This is a genomic window from Deltaproteobacteria bacterium (assembly GCA_016874775.1).
Classification (GTDB): domain Bacteria; phylum Desulfobacterota; class Binatia; order Bin18; family Bin18; genus VGTJ01.
Genome location: VGTJ01000001.1, coordinates 73,889 through 90,456, shown reverse-complemented (window position 1 = coordinate 90,456; position 16,568 = coordinate 73,889). Strand labels below are relative to the sequence as shown.

18 protein-coding genes are annotated in these 16,568 nt (G+C 51.4%); 3 read left to right on the top strand and 15 right to left on the bottom strand.

The window, feature by feature from the left end; translation table 11 throughout:
* The first annotated feature begins 26 nt into the window (after nt 1–26).
* Complete coding sequence (locus FJ147_00410) at nt 27–260, top strand: hypothetical protein (GenBank protein MBM4254341.1); 234 nt, start codon at nt 27–29, stop codon at nt 258–260.
* Here the strand turns inward: FJ147_00410 and FJ147_00405 are convergent.
* From FJ147_00405 to FJ147_00335, 15 genes are all read right to left on the bottom strand, one after another.
* Nucleotides 217–813 carry a hypothetical protein gene (locus FJ147_00405; protein ID MBM4254340.1) on the bottom strand — a complete coding sequence of 199 codons (597 nt, stop codon included), beginning with the start codon at nt 811–813 and terminating at the stop codon, nt 217–219. The genes FJ147_00410 and FJ147_00405 overlap by 44 nt on opposite strands.
* A gap of 219 nt (nt 814–1,032) precedes the next feature.
* Entirely contained in the window at nt 1,033–1,785 is a 753-nt protein-coding gene (locus tag FJ147_00400; protein ID MBM4254339.1) for a DNA repair exonuclease, read from the bottom strand.
* A 10-nt stretch (nt 1,786–1,795) separates the two neighbouring features.
* Nucleotides 1,796–2,263 (bottom strand): acyl dehydratase, encoded by a 468-nt coding sequence (locus FJ147_00395; protein ID MBM4254338.1) that lies wholly within the window; start codon nt 2,261–2,263, stop codon nt 1,796–1,798.
* A gap of 115 nt (nt 2,264–2,378) precedes the next feature.
* The gene (locus FJ147_00390; GenBank protein MBM4254337.1) at nt 2,379–2,876 is read right to left on the bottom strand and encodes a MaoC family dehydratase; all 498 of its coding nucleotides are present in this window, start codon (nt 2,874–2,876) and stop codon (nt 2,379–2,381) included.
* 105 nt (nt 2,877–2,981) lie between these two features.
* The gene (locus tag FJ147_00385; protein MBM4254336.1) at nt 2,982–3,839 is read right to left on the bottom strand and encodes a hypothetical protein; all 858 of its coding nucleotides are present in this window, start codon (nt 3,837–3,839) and stop codon (nt 2,982–2,984) included.
* Nucleotides 3,840–3,842: 3 nt separating this feature from the next.
* The gene (gene ilvB / locus FJ147_00380) at nt 3,843–5,549 is read right to left on the bottom strand and encodes a biosynthetic-type acetolactate synthase large subunit (GenBank protein MBM4254335.1); all 1,707 of its coding nucleotides are present in this window, start codon (nt 5,547–5,549) and stop codon (nt 3,843–3,845) included.
* Between the two features lie 183 nt (nt 5,550–5,732).
* Nucleotides 5,733–6,017 (bottom strand): hypothetical protein, encoded by a 285-nt coding sequence (locus FJ147_00375; GenBank protein ID MBM4254334.1) that lies wholly within the window; start codon nt 6,015–6,017, stop codon nt 5,733–5,735.
* A gap of 29 nt (nt 6,018–6,046) precedes the next feature.
* Nucleotides 6,047–7,057: a 2-oxoacid:ferredoxin oxidoreductase subunit beta gene (locus FJ147_00370; protein MBM4254333.1), complete on the bottom strand. Its 1,011-nt coding sequence runs from the start codon at nt 7,055–7,057 to the stop codon at nt 6,047–6,049.
* A gap of 5 nt (nt 7,058–7,062) precedes the next feature.
* Entirely contained in the window at nt 7,063–8,922 is a 1,860-nt protein-coding gene (locus tag FJ147_00365) for a 2-oxoacid:acceptor oxidoreductase subunit alpha (GenBank protein ID MBM4254332.1), read from the bottom strand.
* Between the two features lie 114 nt (nt 8,923–9,036).
* Nucleotides 9,037–10,716 carry a signal peptide peptidase SppA gene (gene sppA, locus FJ147_00360; GenBank protein ID MBM4254331.1) on the bottom strand — a complete coding sequence of 560 codons (1,680 nt, stop codon included), beginning with the start codon at nt 10,714–10,716 and terminating at the stop codon, nt 9,037–9,039.
* 198 nt (nt 10,717–10,914) lie between these two features.
* A complete protein-coding gene (locus FJ147_00355) occupies nt 10,915–11,334 on the bottom strand; it encodes a hypothetical protein (GenBank protein MBM4254330.1) in 420 nt (139 codons plus the stop codon).
* Between the two features lie 109 nt (nt 11,335–11,443).
* Entirely contained in the window at nt 11,444–11,656 is a 213-nt protein-coding gene (iscX, locus tag FJ147_00350) for a Fe-S cluster assembly protein IscX (protein MBM4254329.1), read from the bottom strand.
* Nucleotides 11,657–11,733: 77 nt separating this feature from the next.
* On the bottom strand, nt 11,734–13,545 hold the full coding sequence (hscA, locus tag FJ147_00345) for a Fe-S protein assembly chaperone HscA (GenBank protein ID MBM4254328.1): 1,812 nt from the start codon (nt 13,543–13,545) through the stop codon (nt 11,734–11,736).
* Nucleotides 13,533–14,192, bottom strand: a complete 660-nt coding sequence (hscB, locus tag FJ147_00340; protein MBM4254327.1) for a Fe-S protein assembly co-chaperone HscB — start codon at nt 14,190–14,192, stop codon at nt 13,533–13,535. Before hscB ends, hscA begins: the two co-directional genes overlap by 13 nt.
* A gap of 17 nt (nt 14,193–14,209) precedes the next feature.
* Nucleotides 14,210–14,542: an iron-sulfur cluster assembly accessory protein gene (locus FJ147_00335; protein MBM4254326.1), complete on the bottom strand. Its 333-nt coding sequence runs from the start codon at nt 14,540–14,542 to the stop codon at nt 14,210–14,212.
* A 928-nt stretch (nt 14,543–15,470) separates the two neighbouring features.
* Here FJ147_00335 and FJ147_00330 point away from each other — a divergent pair.
* Both FJ147_00330 and FJ147_00325 read left to right on the top strand, forming a co-directional pair.
* Nucleotides 15,471–16,328, top strand: coding sequence for a hypothetical protein (locus FJ147_00330; GenBank protein ID MBM4254325.1), 858 nt, complete (start codon nt 15,471–15,473; stop codon nt 16,326–16,328).
* A 27-nt stretch (nt 16,329–16,355) separates the two neighbouring features.
* Nucleotides 16,356–16,568, top strand: coding sequence for a hypothetical protein (locus FJ147_00325; protein MBM4254324.1), 213 nt, complete (start codon nt 16,356–16,358; stop codon nt 16,566–16,568).

Below are 16,568 nucleotides of genomic sequence, written 5' to 3'. Positions count from 1 at the left end.
CAGGCCATAGGGAAGAAAATAGGTGAATGCGCAAAGCCCTCAAGCCTAATGGTCGTGTCGCAATTATCGATTTTTACCAGCGAGAAACACCGGTCGGTCCACCAATGTACATGCGCCTCAGCGAAGACAAGGTAGAAAAAGAACTGCAGGCAGCCGGACTGAAAGTAACAGAGAAACTCACCATCCTGCCGTACCAATATATTCTGATCGCGCAGCCTATGACGACGTTGAGTGCGCCTTCTCCGCCTGGGACACAGTGAACGCATCAACGCGGCGGTCGACCAATTCATCCGCGCGATTGAGTAACGCCTCATTCTTGGTGAATTTTTCTACCATGTAACTGAGGTCGCTTAAGTCATGGAGCATGAGTTTCACAGCTTGGTCATGGAGCATCGGCTCTTTCACAACTTGTAAGAGTTCGACAACAACATCCTCAAGCTCAGATCCCTCGATATCGAGCGCGATCTCAAACGAACGCTCGACCGAGATATTTTTGGTGGCTTCCCGACTATAGGCAGCGAGTAACGAACGCAATCGCACGACCGTCGAAGGATCGAACCACACTTTCGTTGTCTCTCCGATATCAGGTTCGTTGTCCAATACTCCTTCGACTAGCGCGAGTGCCCCAAGGTGACCAGCTTCATGTCGGGCCATGGTAAACCAGAACTTGCGCAGCTCTTCTTGTTTCTGAAAATTGCGAGCGAAACGCATATAGAGCGCCATGGTTTTCTTTTCCATGTCGACCGCAGTCCGCAGAATATCTCTGATTGTCACGCGGTGCGCACGACGATGTAAATCCGCTTTCTCCACCATGATTATTTCTTAGCAGAAGTGGGCGGGGGGACAAAACAGGGGGGCCGTAAAAAGCCAGCCTCAAGCTTTCAGCAGTCAGCTTTCAGCCAGAGAAGGAAATATAGCAAATCTGGTGTTGCTGCTCAGATGACGCAGGTCGTTGAGAGGGACAGATCTTTGCCGCTGATCGTTGCCAACTGCCCGCTGTTTTCGCTGAGCGCTGATAGCTGAACGCTTTCTTCACCCTAGATCAATCTTTTGCTGAGTGAAAATTACGCCGTCGTCTGGATCGAGGACGGCCAAGACAACGCTTCCACCATCATTCACACCGAGATGTAATGGCGCAGGCGTGCCGGGATAACAGGCTTTCGTCACACCTTGTGTGAGGTCAGTGAACACGTGCACGTGCCCCATCGCCAGATAGTCGAGTCCTGACTGCGCAATTTCTTTAGGCTTGACGAGCGATGAGCGCTGCATCTCTTCTTCTTCAACGAAATAACCGTGCGCCATCCCGATATGCCAGTAATCTCCCGTACGGGCTGGTACCCCAGCAAGCGGACGATAGCGGTTGTCATGCTCGACAAGCCCCTTGCCCCACACCGTCGCATGTAATTCGGGAAATTCGAGCGTCTCCCCTTCCTCACGAGTCAACGGATAGACGTGAGGGCCTATCGCGCGAAAATCTACTTTCTTGTAAATCGATCGCTGATCATAGCAATCATGATTGCCAGGGATCAGGACTACTGGACACGCCAGCCGTGAGAGCTGGGTATGAACGAACTCGACACCGGATTCTGGTACGCGGTTGGAATCAAACAAATCGCCAGCGATCAAAAAGAAATCAGCCTGCTCTTCAAGCACGCGATCTACAACACGCTCAAATGAGCGTTGAATCTTGCGGCGAAACGCTTGCCCTTCTTCACTTTTGCCGAAGGTGTCACTTTCGAGGTGGACGTCAGAGGTATGAATAATTTTGAGGCGTCGACGTGGCATGTCATGTTCCTTACGAAGACTTTGGACTTTGGACTTTGGACTCAGGACTCCTTCGTGGCAGAATCACAGTGGCATTCCCCAACGTGAGTTTTACCCCTTGAGTATTTTCAGCCCAAATCTCACACTCAGCGTACCCTTTTCCGTCAGTGATCCAGGTACGTGTTACCGTTCCTTTACAAAGAAGCGGCTCGTTAACATAGGCAATGTCGCGATTCGCATACGAGAGTTTCTTGAGCATTCCTGCGTCGCCGATCCACCGCGTCATCAGTTGAGAGAGAAACGCTCCCCGCAATGGTCCATGCACGATGATATCGCGATAGCCTTCGGATAGCGTGAAATCTTTATCAAAGTGAATTCGCTGCGGGTTCCAGGTGATGGCACTATAGAGAAACAACAGGGTATTCGATGGCATTTTGCGCACTTCAGGAAGCGCGGTACCTATCGTCACATCTTCAAAATAGAGTTGCTGTTCTGCCATAGCGTTTAGCTTAGACTTGGAATTCTGCCTCGTATCCGTTCGCGAAGAATTTCTCAGAGAGACCGTTCACTTCGTTTAGGGTGACATCTCCAAGGTACCGATCTTGCTGTTGTACTCATCGCAAAATCGACGCCCCTTTCTCTATCACTACCAACTCCCCCTTCTGGTTGATAAATGTCGTTTCACGAACGACAAAAATCAGCGGACCAGTGCGACCATCCTTCTGATAAATGTCAGTGATCTTACAGCGCCCGGTTAATGTATCGCCCACGCGAATCGGGAGAAAGAACTCAATTTCGGTGCCACCATCCATAAGTCGTGGCAACGGAGTTGGCGGAATGGGAAATTTCCCTTCGTACGGTAACCCATCTGGACGTAATTCAGTCTCTGGTACCGGGTTGGTGAGCGGTGCCATATAAAACAACGGCGGCGCAATACGTCCACCGTAATGGCTGTTTCTCGCGCGCTCTTCATCAAGATAGAGAGGATTCGGATCATCGGTCGCAACCGCAAATCGCTTCACATCAAGTGCGGTCACCTCAATCGTCCACGGCGGCGTTTCTCTGCCAATCCACGCACGAATCTCGTCAGTAATCAGCGATTGCGCTTCCATCGATGCATCTCATCCCTGAATGTAGACTTAGACTGTCCACATTCCATAGCAGGTCACTGTCGCAAGAGAAAGAGGAGCCAACGGAACTCAAAAGGGTCGTTATGACTACCTTCGTCCGCGGCGACGGCGTGACCGACGCGACCGTTCGTCTGTCGGTTGCGCCGTGGTATCAGACTTTTGAGCAGAATCGGGCGGTCTAGTATTCTGCGGCGCTGAGGAACGGGGCTGTTCCTCTCGGCGTTGGCCTTGAGGGCGGGCATCTCCACGGTGCTGCCCCGGCATCTGATGGCGTGGCTCGGAGCGTCTTTGCTCTTGCCCTTGCTGACGTCGATCTGGTCGGCGTTGTTCTTGCCCCTGCGTACGTGGTTCTGGTCGGCGTTGTTCCTGTCCCGCAGGACGACCATGTGGGCGGCTCTGTTGCTGCCCTGACATACGACCATCTGAACTGAACTCTGGCTTTGGGGGATGAGCCTCTTGCCGGTTTTGTTCGTGCGATGTTTGTGTTTGCGGTCGTGATTCTTGCGGCTGCGATCGTGGCCGAGAACGACGTTGACGATAACGTGGCGGTTCAGCAGCGTCGTGTATCTCTGGCGGTCGATATCGGCTAATCGGGTGGTCTGACGCAATGGGATCACTGCTTTCAGCAGAAACCCCTGCGCCATTCTCTTCTAGTGCGATATCGTCCTGATAGAGATCGTAAATTTTGATGATCGAGGCGCGGAGTCCTTTAGAGGTCCACCCTACATCAAAACCGACCCGCATCCCAGGTCGCAGGAAGTTGATGTCCTGACGCGGAGCACCAAGTAATGTCACGAACGCAAAGATGAAAGGAATTTCTTTACCGCTGTCACTATGAATAACGCCAGTCTCGTTACTCCAAAAAATCTTGCTGATGACACCGTGGTAGAAGTTATCCTTCGGTCGCTCTTCGCTGTTCTCTATGAAGGGTATATCTTTTTCCACGGTTTACGCGAAAAGCATCTCGTGCATGGCGCTCCCCGCCGGCACCATCGGGAACACACCTTCACTTTGCGGAATAACGACATCCACCATCGCCGGCCCTGGGGTGGCGAATGCTTCCTTTAATGTCGCTGACAGATCCTTCGCTTTTTCCACACGAAATCCCGCCGCACCGTAGGCTTCAGCTAATTTGACAAAGTTCGGCATCGATTCCATGTAGGAGTGCGAATAACGTCCTTCATAAAATTTCTCTTGCCATTGGCGCACCATGCCCAGGTAGTAGTTGTTCATAATGACGACTTTTACTGGGACTCTATATTGCACCGCAGTGGCAAGCTCTTGAATGTTCATCTGAATGCTACCATCACCACTGACAACAACCACCGGTCGGTCGGGAGCAGCAAAATAAGCACCAATGCCAGCCGGTAGCCCATACCCCATCGTTCCAAGTCCACCAGAGGTCAGCCACGACCGCGGATGATCGAACGGCATCATCTGCGCCGTCCACATTTGATGTTGCCCAACATCGGTGACCACAATGGCGTCACCTTTCGTAATCGTATGGATCTCCTCAAGGACATCGCGCGGACGAGCGTTCTCCTCAGGCTTCGCATGCTCATACGGCAGTGGCTTCTCTTCTTTCCACTGCATAATCTGCTTGTGCCACTCCGCCCAGACTTTCTGGCGAGGAGCCAGGCCCTCTTGGCTTTTCACCTTCTTCAGCATGGTGCTGACAACTTCTTTGATGTCACCCACGATAGGAATATGCACCTTGATATTTTTACTGATCGAAGCTGGGTCAATGTCAACATGGATGATAGTTTTTGCATTGGGAGCAAAGTCAGAGAGGCGCCCAGTCACGCGGTCATCAAAGCGGGCGCCAATGGCAATCAGCGTATCGCAGCTCTGCACCGCCATGTTGGTCCAGTAGCCACCGTGCATCCCTAACATCCCGAGACACAAAGGATCAGAACTGGGGAACACACCGAGCGCCATCACCGTGGTCGTAATCGGCACCTTGAGCCCGCGTACCAACTCCGTCAGTGACGCAGCGGCATCAGACCACTGCACTCCTCCACCAACGTAAAAGAGCGGCTTCTCGGATTTCTCGATGGCTTCGAGTGCCTTTTCAATCTGACGCTCATTGCCTTTCATCGTTGGTTTATAGCCACGGATGTCAACCGTCTCAGGATACTTGAATGGTGCAGTCGCATTTTGCACATCTTTGGGAAAATCAACTAACACCGGACCCGGGCGGCCACTCCCAGCAATATAAAACGCCTCTTTCATCACCCGCGTGATATCGTTCACATTGCGGATAAGGTAGTTATGCTTTGTACAGGGGCGAGTAATCCCCGTGAGATCAGCTTCTTGAAACGCATCGTTGCCGATCATACTGGTCGGCACCTGACCAGTGATCACCACCAGCGGTGTTGAGTCCATGTAGGCATCGGCGATACCAGTGACGGTATTCGTCGCACCAGGACCAGAGGTCACCAGACAAACCCCTGGGCGGCCAGACACGCGCGCATATCCTTCAGCCATATGGGCAGCACCCTGTTCATGACGTACAAGAATGTGACGTAAGGCTGGGTTCTGCACCAACGCATCGTATGTCGGAAGGATAGCCCCACCAGGATAACCAAAAATGGTATCAACTCCTTCTGCTAGGAGGCTTTCAATCATGATTTGCGCGCCAGTCATGGTTTTCATGTACATCCCCACTCGACCGTCAGAAAGGCGCTGATCTTATCGACTCGACTGAGTGAGCGCAACTAGAGATTGCCGGAATTCAGGGGCCGGAGCGAAAAGGCAGGGCAGCAAAGAGAAAGAGGGCATGGAGGTCCATGCCCTCTTAAGGAACAGCAATGCGATTGTCAGGAACAACGAAAAAAACTAGGATGCTGCCTCTTGCGGAGCTGCTGCTGGTGCAGCTTGGGCTGGTGCAGCTTGGGCTGCCGTAGCATCTGCCGCCGCTTTTGCCGTTGCGGCTTCGGCCTTCACCGCTTGAGCAACAACGCGGGTGCGTCGTTTGAGCGTACGAATGCCACGCCGCAAGCTTGACACTTTTTTAGAGTCTTTCTGCGAAATGGCTTCGTCACGTTTCGCTTTCAACATGCGAATACGTCTTTTCAATTCAGCTTGTTCTTCTTTCGGGACTCGTTGTACTTGTTGGGCCATAAATACGTCCTTCTTCTGTGTCTTGGTAATTATTTCACCGTCCACACGTCGCCACTGTGCAGCAGCTTTTCTAAATCACCGGAGCCAGCTTTCTGCGCCTCAGTGAGCTGACGGTTCATCAATTCATCAAAGCTTGGGCGTTGAGCGACGCGGACAACGCCAATAGGTGTGGGAAACTGCGGCGGCGCCATACGACTCACCAAAAAGCCCAGCACCGGGTCGGTCTCGTCATGAACCAGAAGGTCTGAAGTGCTTACCCCATCACCAAGGGTAACGACCTCCGGTGTCATACCTTTGAGCCGAATCCCTTTGTCTTTGTTTTTGCCAAAGATCATCGGCTTGCCGTGCTCTAGGACAAGTTGGCTATCAGCTTTCGTCTGTTTATCCGTGAGAGCATCCCACGCACCATCATTATAGACGTTACAGTTCTGGAGGATTTCGATGATCGACGCACCTTTATGAGCAGCCGCGCGCTTGAGCATGTCTTGTTGATGTTTGGCTTCGACGTCGATCGTACGGCCAATGAAGGTCGCATCAGCTCCGAGCGCAAACAGCAACGGATTCACTGGATGGTCAGAGGAGCCCATCGGTGTCGATTTCGTCACCTTCCCCAGTTCTGAGGTCGGGGAAAATTGTCCCTTGGTCAAACCATAAATGCGGTTATTGAATAGCAGAATTTTGAGATCGACGTTGCGCCGTAAGGCATGTAACAAATGGTTCCCACCAATGCTGAGCGCGTCCCCATCGCCAGTTACCACCCATACCATGAGGTCAGGTCGAGACACTTTCAAGCCGGTCGCAATCGCCGGTGCTCGACCGTGAATGGTGTGAAAACCATAGGTGTTCATGTAATACGGAAAGCGGCTCGAACAGCCAATTCCGGAGATGAAGACGACATTTTCCTTCGGTACCTCAAGTTCAGGAAAAATTTTCTGCACTTGGGCAAGGATCGAATAATCGCCGCACCCTGGGCACCAACGAACATCCTGATCTGAAGCAAAATCTTTACGGGTAAGTTTCGGTGCAGTTGCCGTGCTCATTGTCGCTATTCCTCCAACATACGGTCGATCCGGGTAATAATCTCGGAAACTTTGAATGGGCGTCCCTGAATTTTGTTGAGCCCTACTGCGTCAATCAAGTACTCTGCACGCAACACACGTAGCAGTTGCCCCATGTTCATCTCCACCACTAAGACTTTTTCGAAACGAGACATGACCTCGCCGAGGTCCGCCGGAAGTGGGTTCAAGTGCCGTAAGTGGACATGCGACACAGACTTGCCTTGTTGCTGAGATTCGCCGACCGCTGCAGTGATCGAACCGTAGGTGCTTCCCCAACCAATCACCAACAGTTTGCCTCGCTCAGGACCATGAACCTTGGTCGGTGGAATATCTTGGGTGATCTTCGCCACCTTGCGAAAGCGGACTCGCACCATTTGTTCGTGGTTCGCTGGCGCATAACTGATGTTGCCGGTCGTATAATCCTTCTCCAACCCGCCCACACGGTGTTCGAGCCCAGGAGTTCCTGGCCGTACCCAGGGACGAGCGAGCGTGTTCTCATCTCGCAGATACGGAAAAAACCCTTGTGGGTCGGTCCGGAACTGAATGTTGATCTCCGGCAAGTCAGAAACTTTCGGTAACAGCCACGGCTCAGACGCATTGGCCAGATAACCATCAGTGAGCAGAACGACGGGCGTCATATACGTCACTGCAATACGGACCGCCTCAAACGCGGCAAAGAAACAATCCGAAGGAGTCGATGCCGCAACAACAGGAATTGGTGCGTCGCCATGCCGACCATACAACGCCTGTAAGAGATCCGACTGTTCAGGCTTCGTCGGCATACCAGTACTCGGCCCTGACCGCTGAATGTCAGTAATGACCATGGGGAGTTCGACAACTGTCGCCAAACCAATGGTCTCAGCTTTCAGGTTCATGCCTGGACCAGCGGTCGTGGTGATCGCGATTGACCCACCAAACGCCGCTCCCAACGCTGAGCCGACCCCGGCAATTTCGTCTTCGGCCTGAAATGTCATGACGCCGAAATCTTTGAAGGACGCAAGTTCATGCAGGACATCACTCGCTGGGGTGATGGGATAACTGCCTAAGAACAAAGGCAGACCGGCTTTCTTCGCGGCCACCACGAACCCGAGGGCTGTTGCCGTATTGCCTGAGATATTACGATAGGTCCCTGGCGCAATTTGCGCAGGTTTGACTGAATACGACGAAGCAAAAATTTCAGTATTCTCGGCGTAATCGTAGCCGCCTTTGAGTGCTCGTGTATTCGCTTCGAGGACTTCATTATTGCGCTTGAAGCGTTGGTTGATCCACTGCAAAGTATTTTCAATCGGTCGTTGATAGAGCCAGGACACTACCCCCAAGGCAAAGAAGTTGCGAGAACGCATAACCGACCGATTCGGCAAGTTGAGCGCCTCCAGTGCAGAGGTTGTCATCCTGGTGATTTCGATCGGATATACTTGATACTTGGCGAGCGATCCATCCTCTAGAGGATTGGTAGTGTAATCGGCTTTCTTCAGGTTCGCTTCGTTGAACTCTTCCTTATCAACAATAAGCACCCCATTCTGTTTCAGATCGCCAAGGTTGGTCTTTAGCGCGGCTGGGTTCATCACCACCAGCGCATCAAGATCATCACCAGGAGTGTATACACTCCGACTGCCAAACTGCACCTGAAACGCACTCACACCATACAGGGTTCCGGTAGGAGCGCGGATTTCTGCGGGGAAATCCGGCAGTGTACCAATATCATTGCCAGCCAGCACCGACTCAGTCGCAAACTGCGTCCCGGTCACTTGCATCCCATCGCCAGAGTCACCAGCGAAACGGATAACTACACTCTCCCGCTCCTGCACCTGTTTCGGTAGCGCAGAAGCTACTGGGGTCGTCGCCATTCCTTTTCCTTTCTGTCTTATCCCTTATGAAAGGGGGGTTGTGCAAAGAAATTGTCAGGAACCTAGCGTAGCTGGGTTCCTATTACAAGCACCAAGAATACGGAGCCCCTCACCTTATAAAAATCGTAGAGAAAACGGCATAATGGCCCAGACTCGCTCTTGCCCCCACCACAGGGGAAGGCCGAGGCGCGTACGGGGAAAACGACGCAGGAGTTTTGGCAATTGCCACACGGACGAAGGCCTGGGGAAGCGTTCGACCATAACGGGTTGATCGGCAGCAAAACCAGCTCGGTGTTTGGCCTCGCGCAACGCTTCTTCGAGGCCGCCAATCTCGTCAATCAGTCCGCGCGACCAGGCCTGTCGCCCGCTCCAAACTCGGCCTTGGGCATTGGGTTCAACCGCCTCGATACTTAACGAGCGACAAGAAGCGACTTTGGAGAGGAAGTCTTGATAAAACGCTTGAATCTCAAAATCCAAACGTTCTCGTTCAGCTGGGGAAAACTCATGGTAATCTGAAAAGAGTGCAGCTTTTTTCCCCCGCGTAATAATATCTTTATTCACGCCAACACGTGTATACAGATCACGTAAGACCGCTTTACCAGCGATCACGCCAATGGAACCAGTAATGGTGCCGGCCTCGGCGAACACTTTTCCACCAGCAAGTGCCAGATAATATCCCCCAGAGGCGGCAACATCGCCCATCGATATCACTATTGGTTTTTCTCCACTGGTTTTGACCAGTTCGCGCCACATCAGATCAGACGCTAATCCAGAACCGCCGGGACTGGTGATGCGTACGACAATCGCGGCAATCGACTCATCTTCGCGCGCCTCTTTCACATCGGCAGCAAAAGAGGTCGATCCCACCGCGTGCGTTCCCTCACCACCATCGACGGACTCTCCACGTTTGATCGGACCATCTACTGTGACCACTGCGATCTTTCCATGATCCTCCCGCAGTAATCGTCGTCGGAGCGTCCGTCCGTACTGGCGTTGATAGTCCGCAAGTTCAATCGTTTCGACCTCGCCCAATTGCGCTTCCAGCAGTGTATCGATTTCATCCTCGTACCCAACGTGATCGATCAACCCAGCCGCCAGGGCTTCGCGAGCGAGAAATAACCCATGATCAATCAGTGCGCGCACATCGGCCTTTGCCTTGCGACGGGCGTCGGCAATGTCATCAACAATCTGGCCATAGAGGTCATCAAGCAAGCTATCGAGCATTTCACGATTGGCTGGCGACATCGATTCGTGCGTAAACGGCTCAGCCGCCGACTTGTAGCGGCCAGCACGATGGACTTGTGCCGTCACCCCAAGTTTATCTAGCGCGCCTTTAAAGAACATGGTCTCTGCCGCCAACCCAGTGATCGCCAGATGCCCAGCAGGAGCGAGGAAGATTTTATCGGCGGCACTGGCGAAATAGTATTCACGCATGCCACCTTCGGCAACGTACACCCATACGAGTTTTCCTGCCTGACGTAACGCCAAAAGCGAACGGCGCAGGCTTTGGAGTCGCGCCCATCCCACTTCGAGGTCAGCAATCGTCAGCACGACAGCTTTCACCTGCGGATCTTCTCTCAACCAACGCAACAACGACGTTGCAGAGAAAAAATCAAGGCTCGTACGATGCCACAGATTGGTCAGAGAGAGTCCTGCCTCTTCTGGTAAAGCGCCAGACAGTTCGAGACGAACAACATTGTACGGCTTCGTCCGTCCGAACAAACGCGCAAGGTGATCCTTGCCCCACAAGAAGGCGAGTACGGTACGACGGGTGAGGGATTTGCGTATGGGCATGAACGGTTCGTTCGTTGCTTGCTCTGTCGAGTTGGCCGCACGCAGTCAGGTCTCAAGTGACCTGGACAACGACAACGTCACTCTGAGCGTAGCGAAGAGTCTTACTGACACATTCCTCGCGTTGCTCAGAATGACCATTGTGAGGAGTTACCGCGAAAAAGAGATCAGCTCAAATCTCTTCTTCACCCTACCGACAACTTACGCCGCCACCAACGTCCCCCGTTTTCGACCTCTTGCTTGTGTTGGTCCATCTGCTACCGGTGGCTTTGGTGACAATGCTTTTTCCAGCTGTCTCGTCTTCCAGTCCTGTAACCCTTCACGAATAAAGTCGGGCTGTAATCCGAGCACTTCGCAGACATTGACGAATGAGAACAGCCAACTGCGGTCATCTGACATAAACCACTCCTCAGCATCAGAGCAAAGCAGTCGACCGCGACTTTCCCGCGTTCCCAGATATTTCTGGAAACAATCAACCGCATCTTCCAAGATGGCCAGCATCAAACGACGCTCGCCTTCGCCACATCCTTTTCCACGGGTCCCGGTGAAGAATTGGAGAGGAAGAAGAAAATCCGGCTGGAAAACGCCTGCTCCCCCATCCGCGACACGTTGGTCCTTCATACTGAAGCCTCCTACCCTTTCTGACCAAGGATCACTTCCTTGATCGCCACATCCACCACAACCAACAGCCCTTACGGGCTGGACTCTAGACAACACTACATAGTGTATATCATTCGTTTTGTTCTTTGTAGAGTTCTAGCCAGGTCATTTGAATTTTTTCTAGTTTTCCTTCACTGGATGCTTTTGGGTCATCTGCGAACCCTTCCAGCTCTATTATCCAACGATGTAAGTCAGTAAAACGCACGGTGAGTGGGTCAATCTCAGCGTGAGCTTCGAAAAGTTGTTCAGCAATATCTTCGGGAGTGTCCCAGTAGAGTTTCATATATTCCTCACTTGTTCCCGGGAGCGCGACCGTCTCGGTCGCCTTTTTTGCGGGCGGGACGCCCGCACTCCCAGCAGCTACACCCTTCCCAACTCTCTTCCTCCCAATGCTTCACCAATCGAGGTATCCATAATCCGCTGCGCAAAAGGTGCTGAGGTCGTCCCTAATTCTTCAATCAGGTCACGAGTGCGATTATAGTCCTCGCCCTCTTTCGCTTCTTTGAGAGCCGCCACGACAGCGCGAATCTTCGCTTCTTCGCCAAGCTGAAGAAACGCAGCGTGTTGCTGCAATTGCTTTTCTGTCACATGCAGTAAGGTATCTGCTTCCGTGCGCGCTTCGATGATCAATCTGCGAGTGACATCGTCTTCGGCAAAATCGATCGACTCTTCGAGCAACCGCTCAATTTCTTCATCAGTCAACCCATATGAAGGTTTGACCTCGACTGAACGCTCACGCCCTGTGCGCATATCTAAAGCGGCAACATTGAGGATGCCATTCGCATCGATCATGAACGTCACTTCGATACGCGGCATTCCCGCTGGTTGGGGATCGATCGGCACTTTGAAGCGCGCGAGGCTGCGGCAATCCTGCACCAATTCACGCTCGCCTTGCAGAACGTGTATATCGACCGCGGTCTGGTCATCCACTGCTGTCGTATAGGTTTCTTTCACACTCGTGGGAATCGTCGTATTGCGTTCGATCAGGCGACTCATTACTCCGCCCATCGTCTCAATACCCAGCGAGAGCGGCACCACATCAAGCAGCAACATGTCTTTACGACGTCCGGCAAGTGTATCGGCTTGTACTGCTGCCCCCAACGCAACAACTTCGTCAGGGTTGAGGTCAGTCAGTGGCTTGCGACCAAAGAACTCACCAACACGCCGGCGCACCAACGGCATCCGCGTCGAGCCACCCACCATCACCACTTCATCGATCTCGCGTGGTTCAAGGCCGGCGTCTTTTAATGCTTGTCGGCACGGAGCTAAGGTCCGTGCAACGATATCATCAACCGCAGCTTCTAACTCTTTGCGCGCGAGGGTTCGCGTAATCGACACCTTCTTCTCCGGCACTTCTAAGCGCAGTTGCGTGTCATCGTTGTCAGAGAGGGCTCGCTTTGCTTGTTCGGCCACACGCCGGGCACTACTGGCAACGTGCGGATCATGCTGTACTGCTTCAGGAAGGCCTACCAGAAGAAACCGTTCTGCGATCCGCTGGTCGATATCATCCCCACCCAGTCGCGTATCACCATTGGTCGACAGGACTTCAAAGATTCCGGTGTGCAATCGCAAGATCGAAATGTCGAAGGTGCCGCCACCCAAATCATAGACAGCAATAAGCCCCTCTTCCTTCTTATCAAGGCCGTAGGCAAGCGATGCGGCAGTGGGCTCATTGACTAAGCGCACCACTTCTAGCCCTGCTAATCGACCGGCATCCTTCGTGGCTTGTCGTTGCGAGTCGTTAAAATACGCAGGAACAGTAATCACTACTTTATTGATGGGTTCTTTTAAGTACACTGCTGCGCGATCTCGCAAGGCTCGTAAGATAAAGGCAGACACTTCCGGTGCAGTATAGGGATGGCCTGGCAACGCGAAGCGGACAACACCACCTTCATCAGCAAAACGATAGCGTCGACGGTCTTCCACATTAACATGCTCCATGCCTAATCCCATGAAGCGTTTCACCGATTGAATCGTTGTCAGTGGCTGGTCGGCAAGAAGCGCCTTGGCCTCCTGTCCAACCTCAATCTGGCCGTTGGTAAGAAATGCAACGACCGAGGGAAGCAATGGATCACCGCTAGTAGGATCAGCGATCACACGTGGTGTCTCGCCATCTACAAAAGCAATCAGACTGTTGGTTGTTCCAAGGTCGATACCAACTATGCGTTCCACGAAACCTCACTCTCTTTTTCCACATCACGTAACAAGGTACGCAAATAAGCAATTTCAGATAATAACCGTTTCAGTTGCACAAGTAATTCTTGCGAGCGCGAGGGCTCAGGCCACTGCTCAAGATTCCCAACTAAGGCGGTACGGAGTCGCTGCATTTGTCCATCCAGGTCAGCGCGAATTTCCGTCAGAGTAGCGATATCGACCTCACCGTCACCTGCAGCTCGCGCATCACGGATCTCGGCCAATTTCTCTTGTACCTCGAACACCAAGGCAGCAAGCGTCGGCGGGACACGGTTGTTCTCCTTCCCGAGGGCTTCGCCTTGCATTTCAAGCCAGTATTGACCACGCGTAATCAGATCCCGCAAGGTCCGATACGCGCGATTCAAAAGAACCGTATTTTTCAGACTCGCGTCTTTTTCTTCTGCAGTGCCAGCCTGGTACAGGTCAGGATGAAGACGGCGGCTGAGGTCGTAATACCGCTGAGTCAGCCCAGCTTCATCGATTGCTGGTCGAAGGGGTAAGCCAAAAACAGTGAAATAATCGGTCTGAGGTGGGAGGGGTTGAACGGCAGAGCAGCGCGGGCAGAAGAGTGTGGCGGAATGCTCATGGGCACACCGCCAACACCGCAGAACAGCAACAGTAGTCATGCATCATACAGCGCGGCTTACACCGAGAACGAGCTACCACAGCCACACGAGCGTTTGACGTTAGGGTTTTGTAGTTTGAACCCAGAGTCCATCAGCCCGTCAGCGTAGTCTAGCTCGGTGCCGCGGAGATAAATAAAACTTTTGCGATCAACAATCACTTTAACGTTATCGCGCTCAAAGACTCGGTCACCATCACGTTGGACATCAAGGTCCATCTTGTACGAGAGCCCTGAACACCCCCCGCCAACAACCTTGACCCTCAGCCCCTGTGCGTCTTTTTCCTGTTGAGCCAAGAGTGACTGAATCTTCTTTGCCGCATTCTCACTGATATCAATTGTCGCTTGCGCCATGCTTTTCTTCCTGCAGAAAACGTAAAACGTGATGCGTAACCACCCCACTCTTCCTTATTACGTTTTACTGGGTACGTTTTACGTGTCTTAAAATGGACCTTACAAGTCTACGATAAGATGCAGGCTGAGAGCTGTCAAGGGAACCTGGGGCTTTTGTTTGAAGAGTCTGCTTTGTTTCTATGCTTGAACTCACGCTCTTTCTGAAGCGAATAGCTTGACAACCCTTCGCTCTATCTGAAATAAACCGCTAGATTTCCGTCAAAAGGTCACAACAAGTATGGTGTTCGACATCCTCAAAGACGTAATGACAATGAATTTTTGTATATATACAGTCTTTCTTCCCTTAGCCATTACTGTCATGATGAGTGCGCATTTCTCTTTCGTTGATGTCAGGAGAGTACAAAATGAACCATCACTAAGAAGTATAACTCTTTTTTTCCACAGAAGATTAAGAACCAATCGTCAGGATCCATGGTACGCAAAACCTGCCTCTAGAAGTCCAAAGAAAAGCGTACGGAGATCATGGAAAGATATCGGAAGCGCCACTCAGAATTTCCTCAACGTTTCTCTTGTTTCGTTATTTTCTTCTTGGATCCTTCCAAAGCCTGGCGGTCAAACAAAGCTTGCTGTCATCATGGGGCGAAAGTGCGATAACCAAGCTTCCCTCGACTGTGAGAAGGCGATGCTTACCTTGTCTCTTGTGGTTATTGTGTTTATTTTTCTATTCTGTACTCGAGTTTTTACTTCATCAAACAAAGTGACCTCTTTCCGGCACGTTTTTTTGTTTGGTATTGCTGCATGTTCTCTCGTTTTTCCGCTAGCGTTTCATTTTCTTTTTAGGATCGCTAGCTAGAACGAGAAAAGGTTACTGTGATGAACTTATTTTTTCCTCTTTTTTTTGGTTTCGGCCATTTTCTTCATTGCATCCGTGTCCTTCTTCTTATTCGACTGGCTCTTCTCTCTCTTGCGTAACCGACGGCAGTCTAATCCTCCTGTCGTTACGGAAGATCTCAAGTTTGAGGCGGCGTTCATTGAAGAAGTCTCTCAATGGGACAACCCGTCTCTCGTTGCAACAAGCCACGCTGTTGAGGTAGAACAACTCCTCAACCAGAAAACTGATTTCCATAAGGACTCCCTCTTCAACTTCGTAAATGAGCATGGCCTAAGAAGTGGGTTAAAGCGTAAACTTCAAGATTTCAGGGCGAAAATTGTCGTAATCAAGGCGATGATCGATTTGCCATGTGACACACCACTCAGCACAAAAATCAAAGAGGTAGAGGAAGAAGGATGGTTTTCTGAAAAAGACAGGAGAGAAATGACGGATCAGGTTCGTACCGATTTGTCGGCAATTACCAAGAACCGCTCGCATGAGGGTGATTTGGTTGATCTTCATGTCTGCCTATTAATCTTACGGCAACTTGGCGAACCCGTTCAGGACTTCCGCGAACCTATTTATAATTATATTGTTGCTTGTTACCGAAAAGCATACCAACCCTCATATAATCGTGAATCAAGTTTAGCTTCTTTTGCTCTTGCCCCCAACTCTCCAGACATTTGTTTGACAGCTTGTATATTTGCGGCGCGCCTTGCCGCTACATTAGAAATTGGCAAAGAACTTAACTCCTATTTTGAGAAAATAGAGAGTTTCGTTCTAGCCTGCTGGTCAAAAGAAGAATGTGCTTTTTCTACTCTCCCGAAGGCTCGTCCAAATCTCATTCACACTCATGCTATTCTAAATCTCGATCCAGCAAGAAAAGTAAACGAACACAAATGGTATGTCCCATGAAGGCTTGACACGCTTAGTGGCTATCCTATGGGTATCATGAACTTTGTCTCTTCATGTCGTGCCAAAGAAGGGGGTTATGGTTTTTCTCCAGGATTGGCACCTAACGTTTTCGCCACTCGAGTGGCACAGCAGATCTTGCAGTTATTAAATCAACAAGAATCAAAAAAACAACCAGTTACTGTCTTTGTGAAAAGCTTAAAACGCGATGGGGGATACGCTGGAATCCTGAAACCTGAGTGA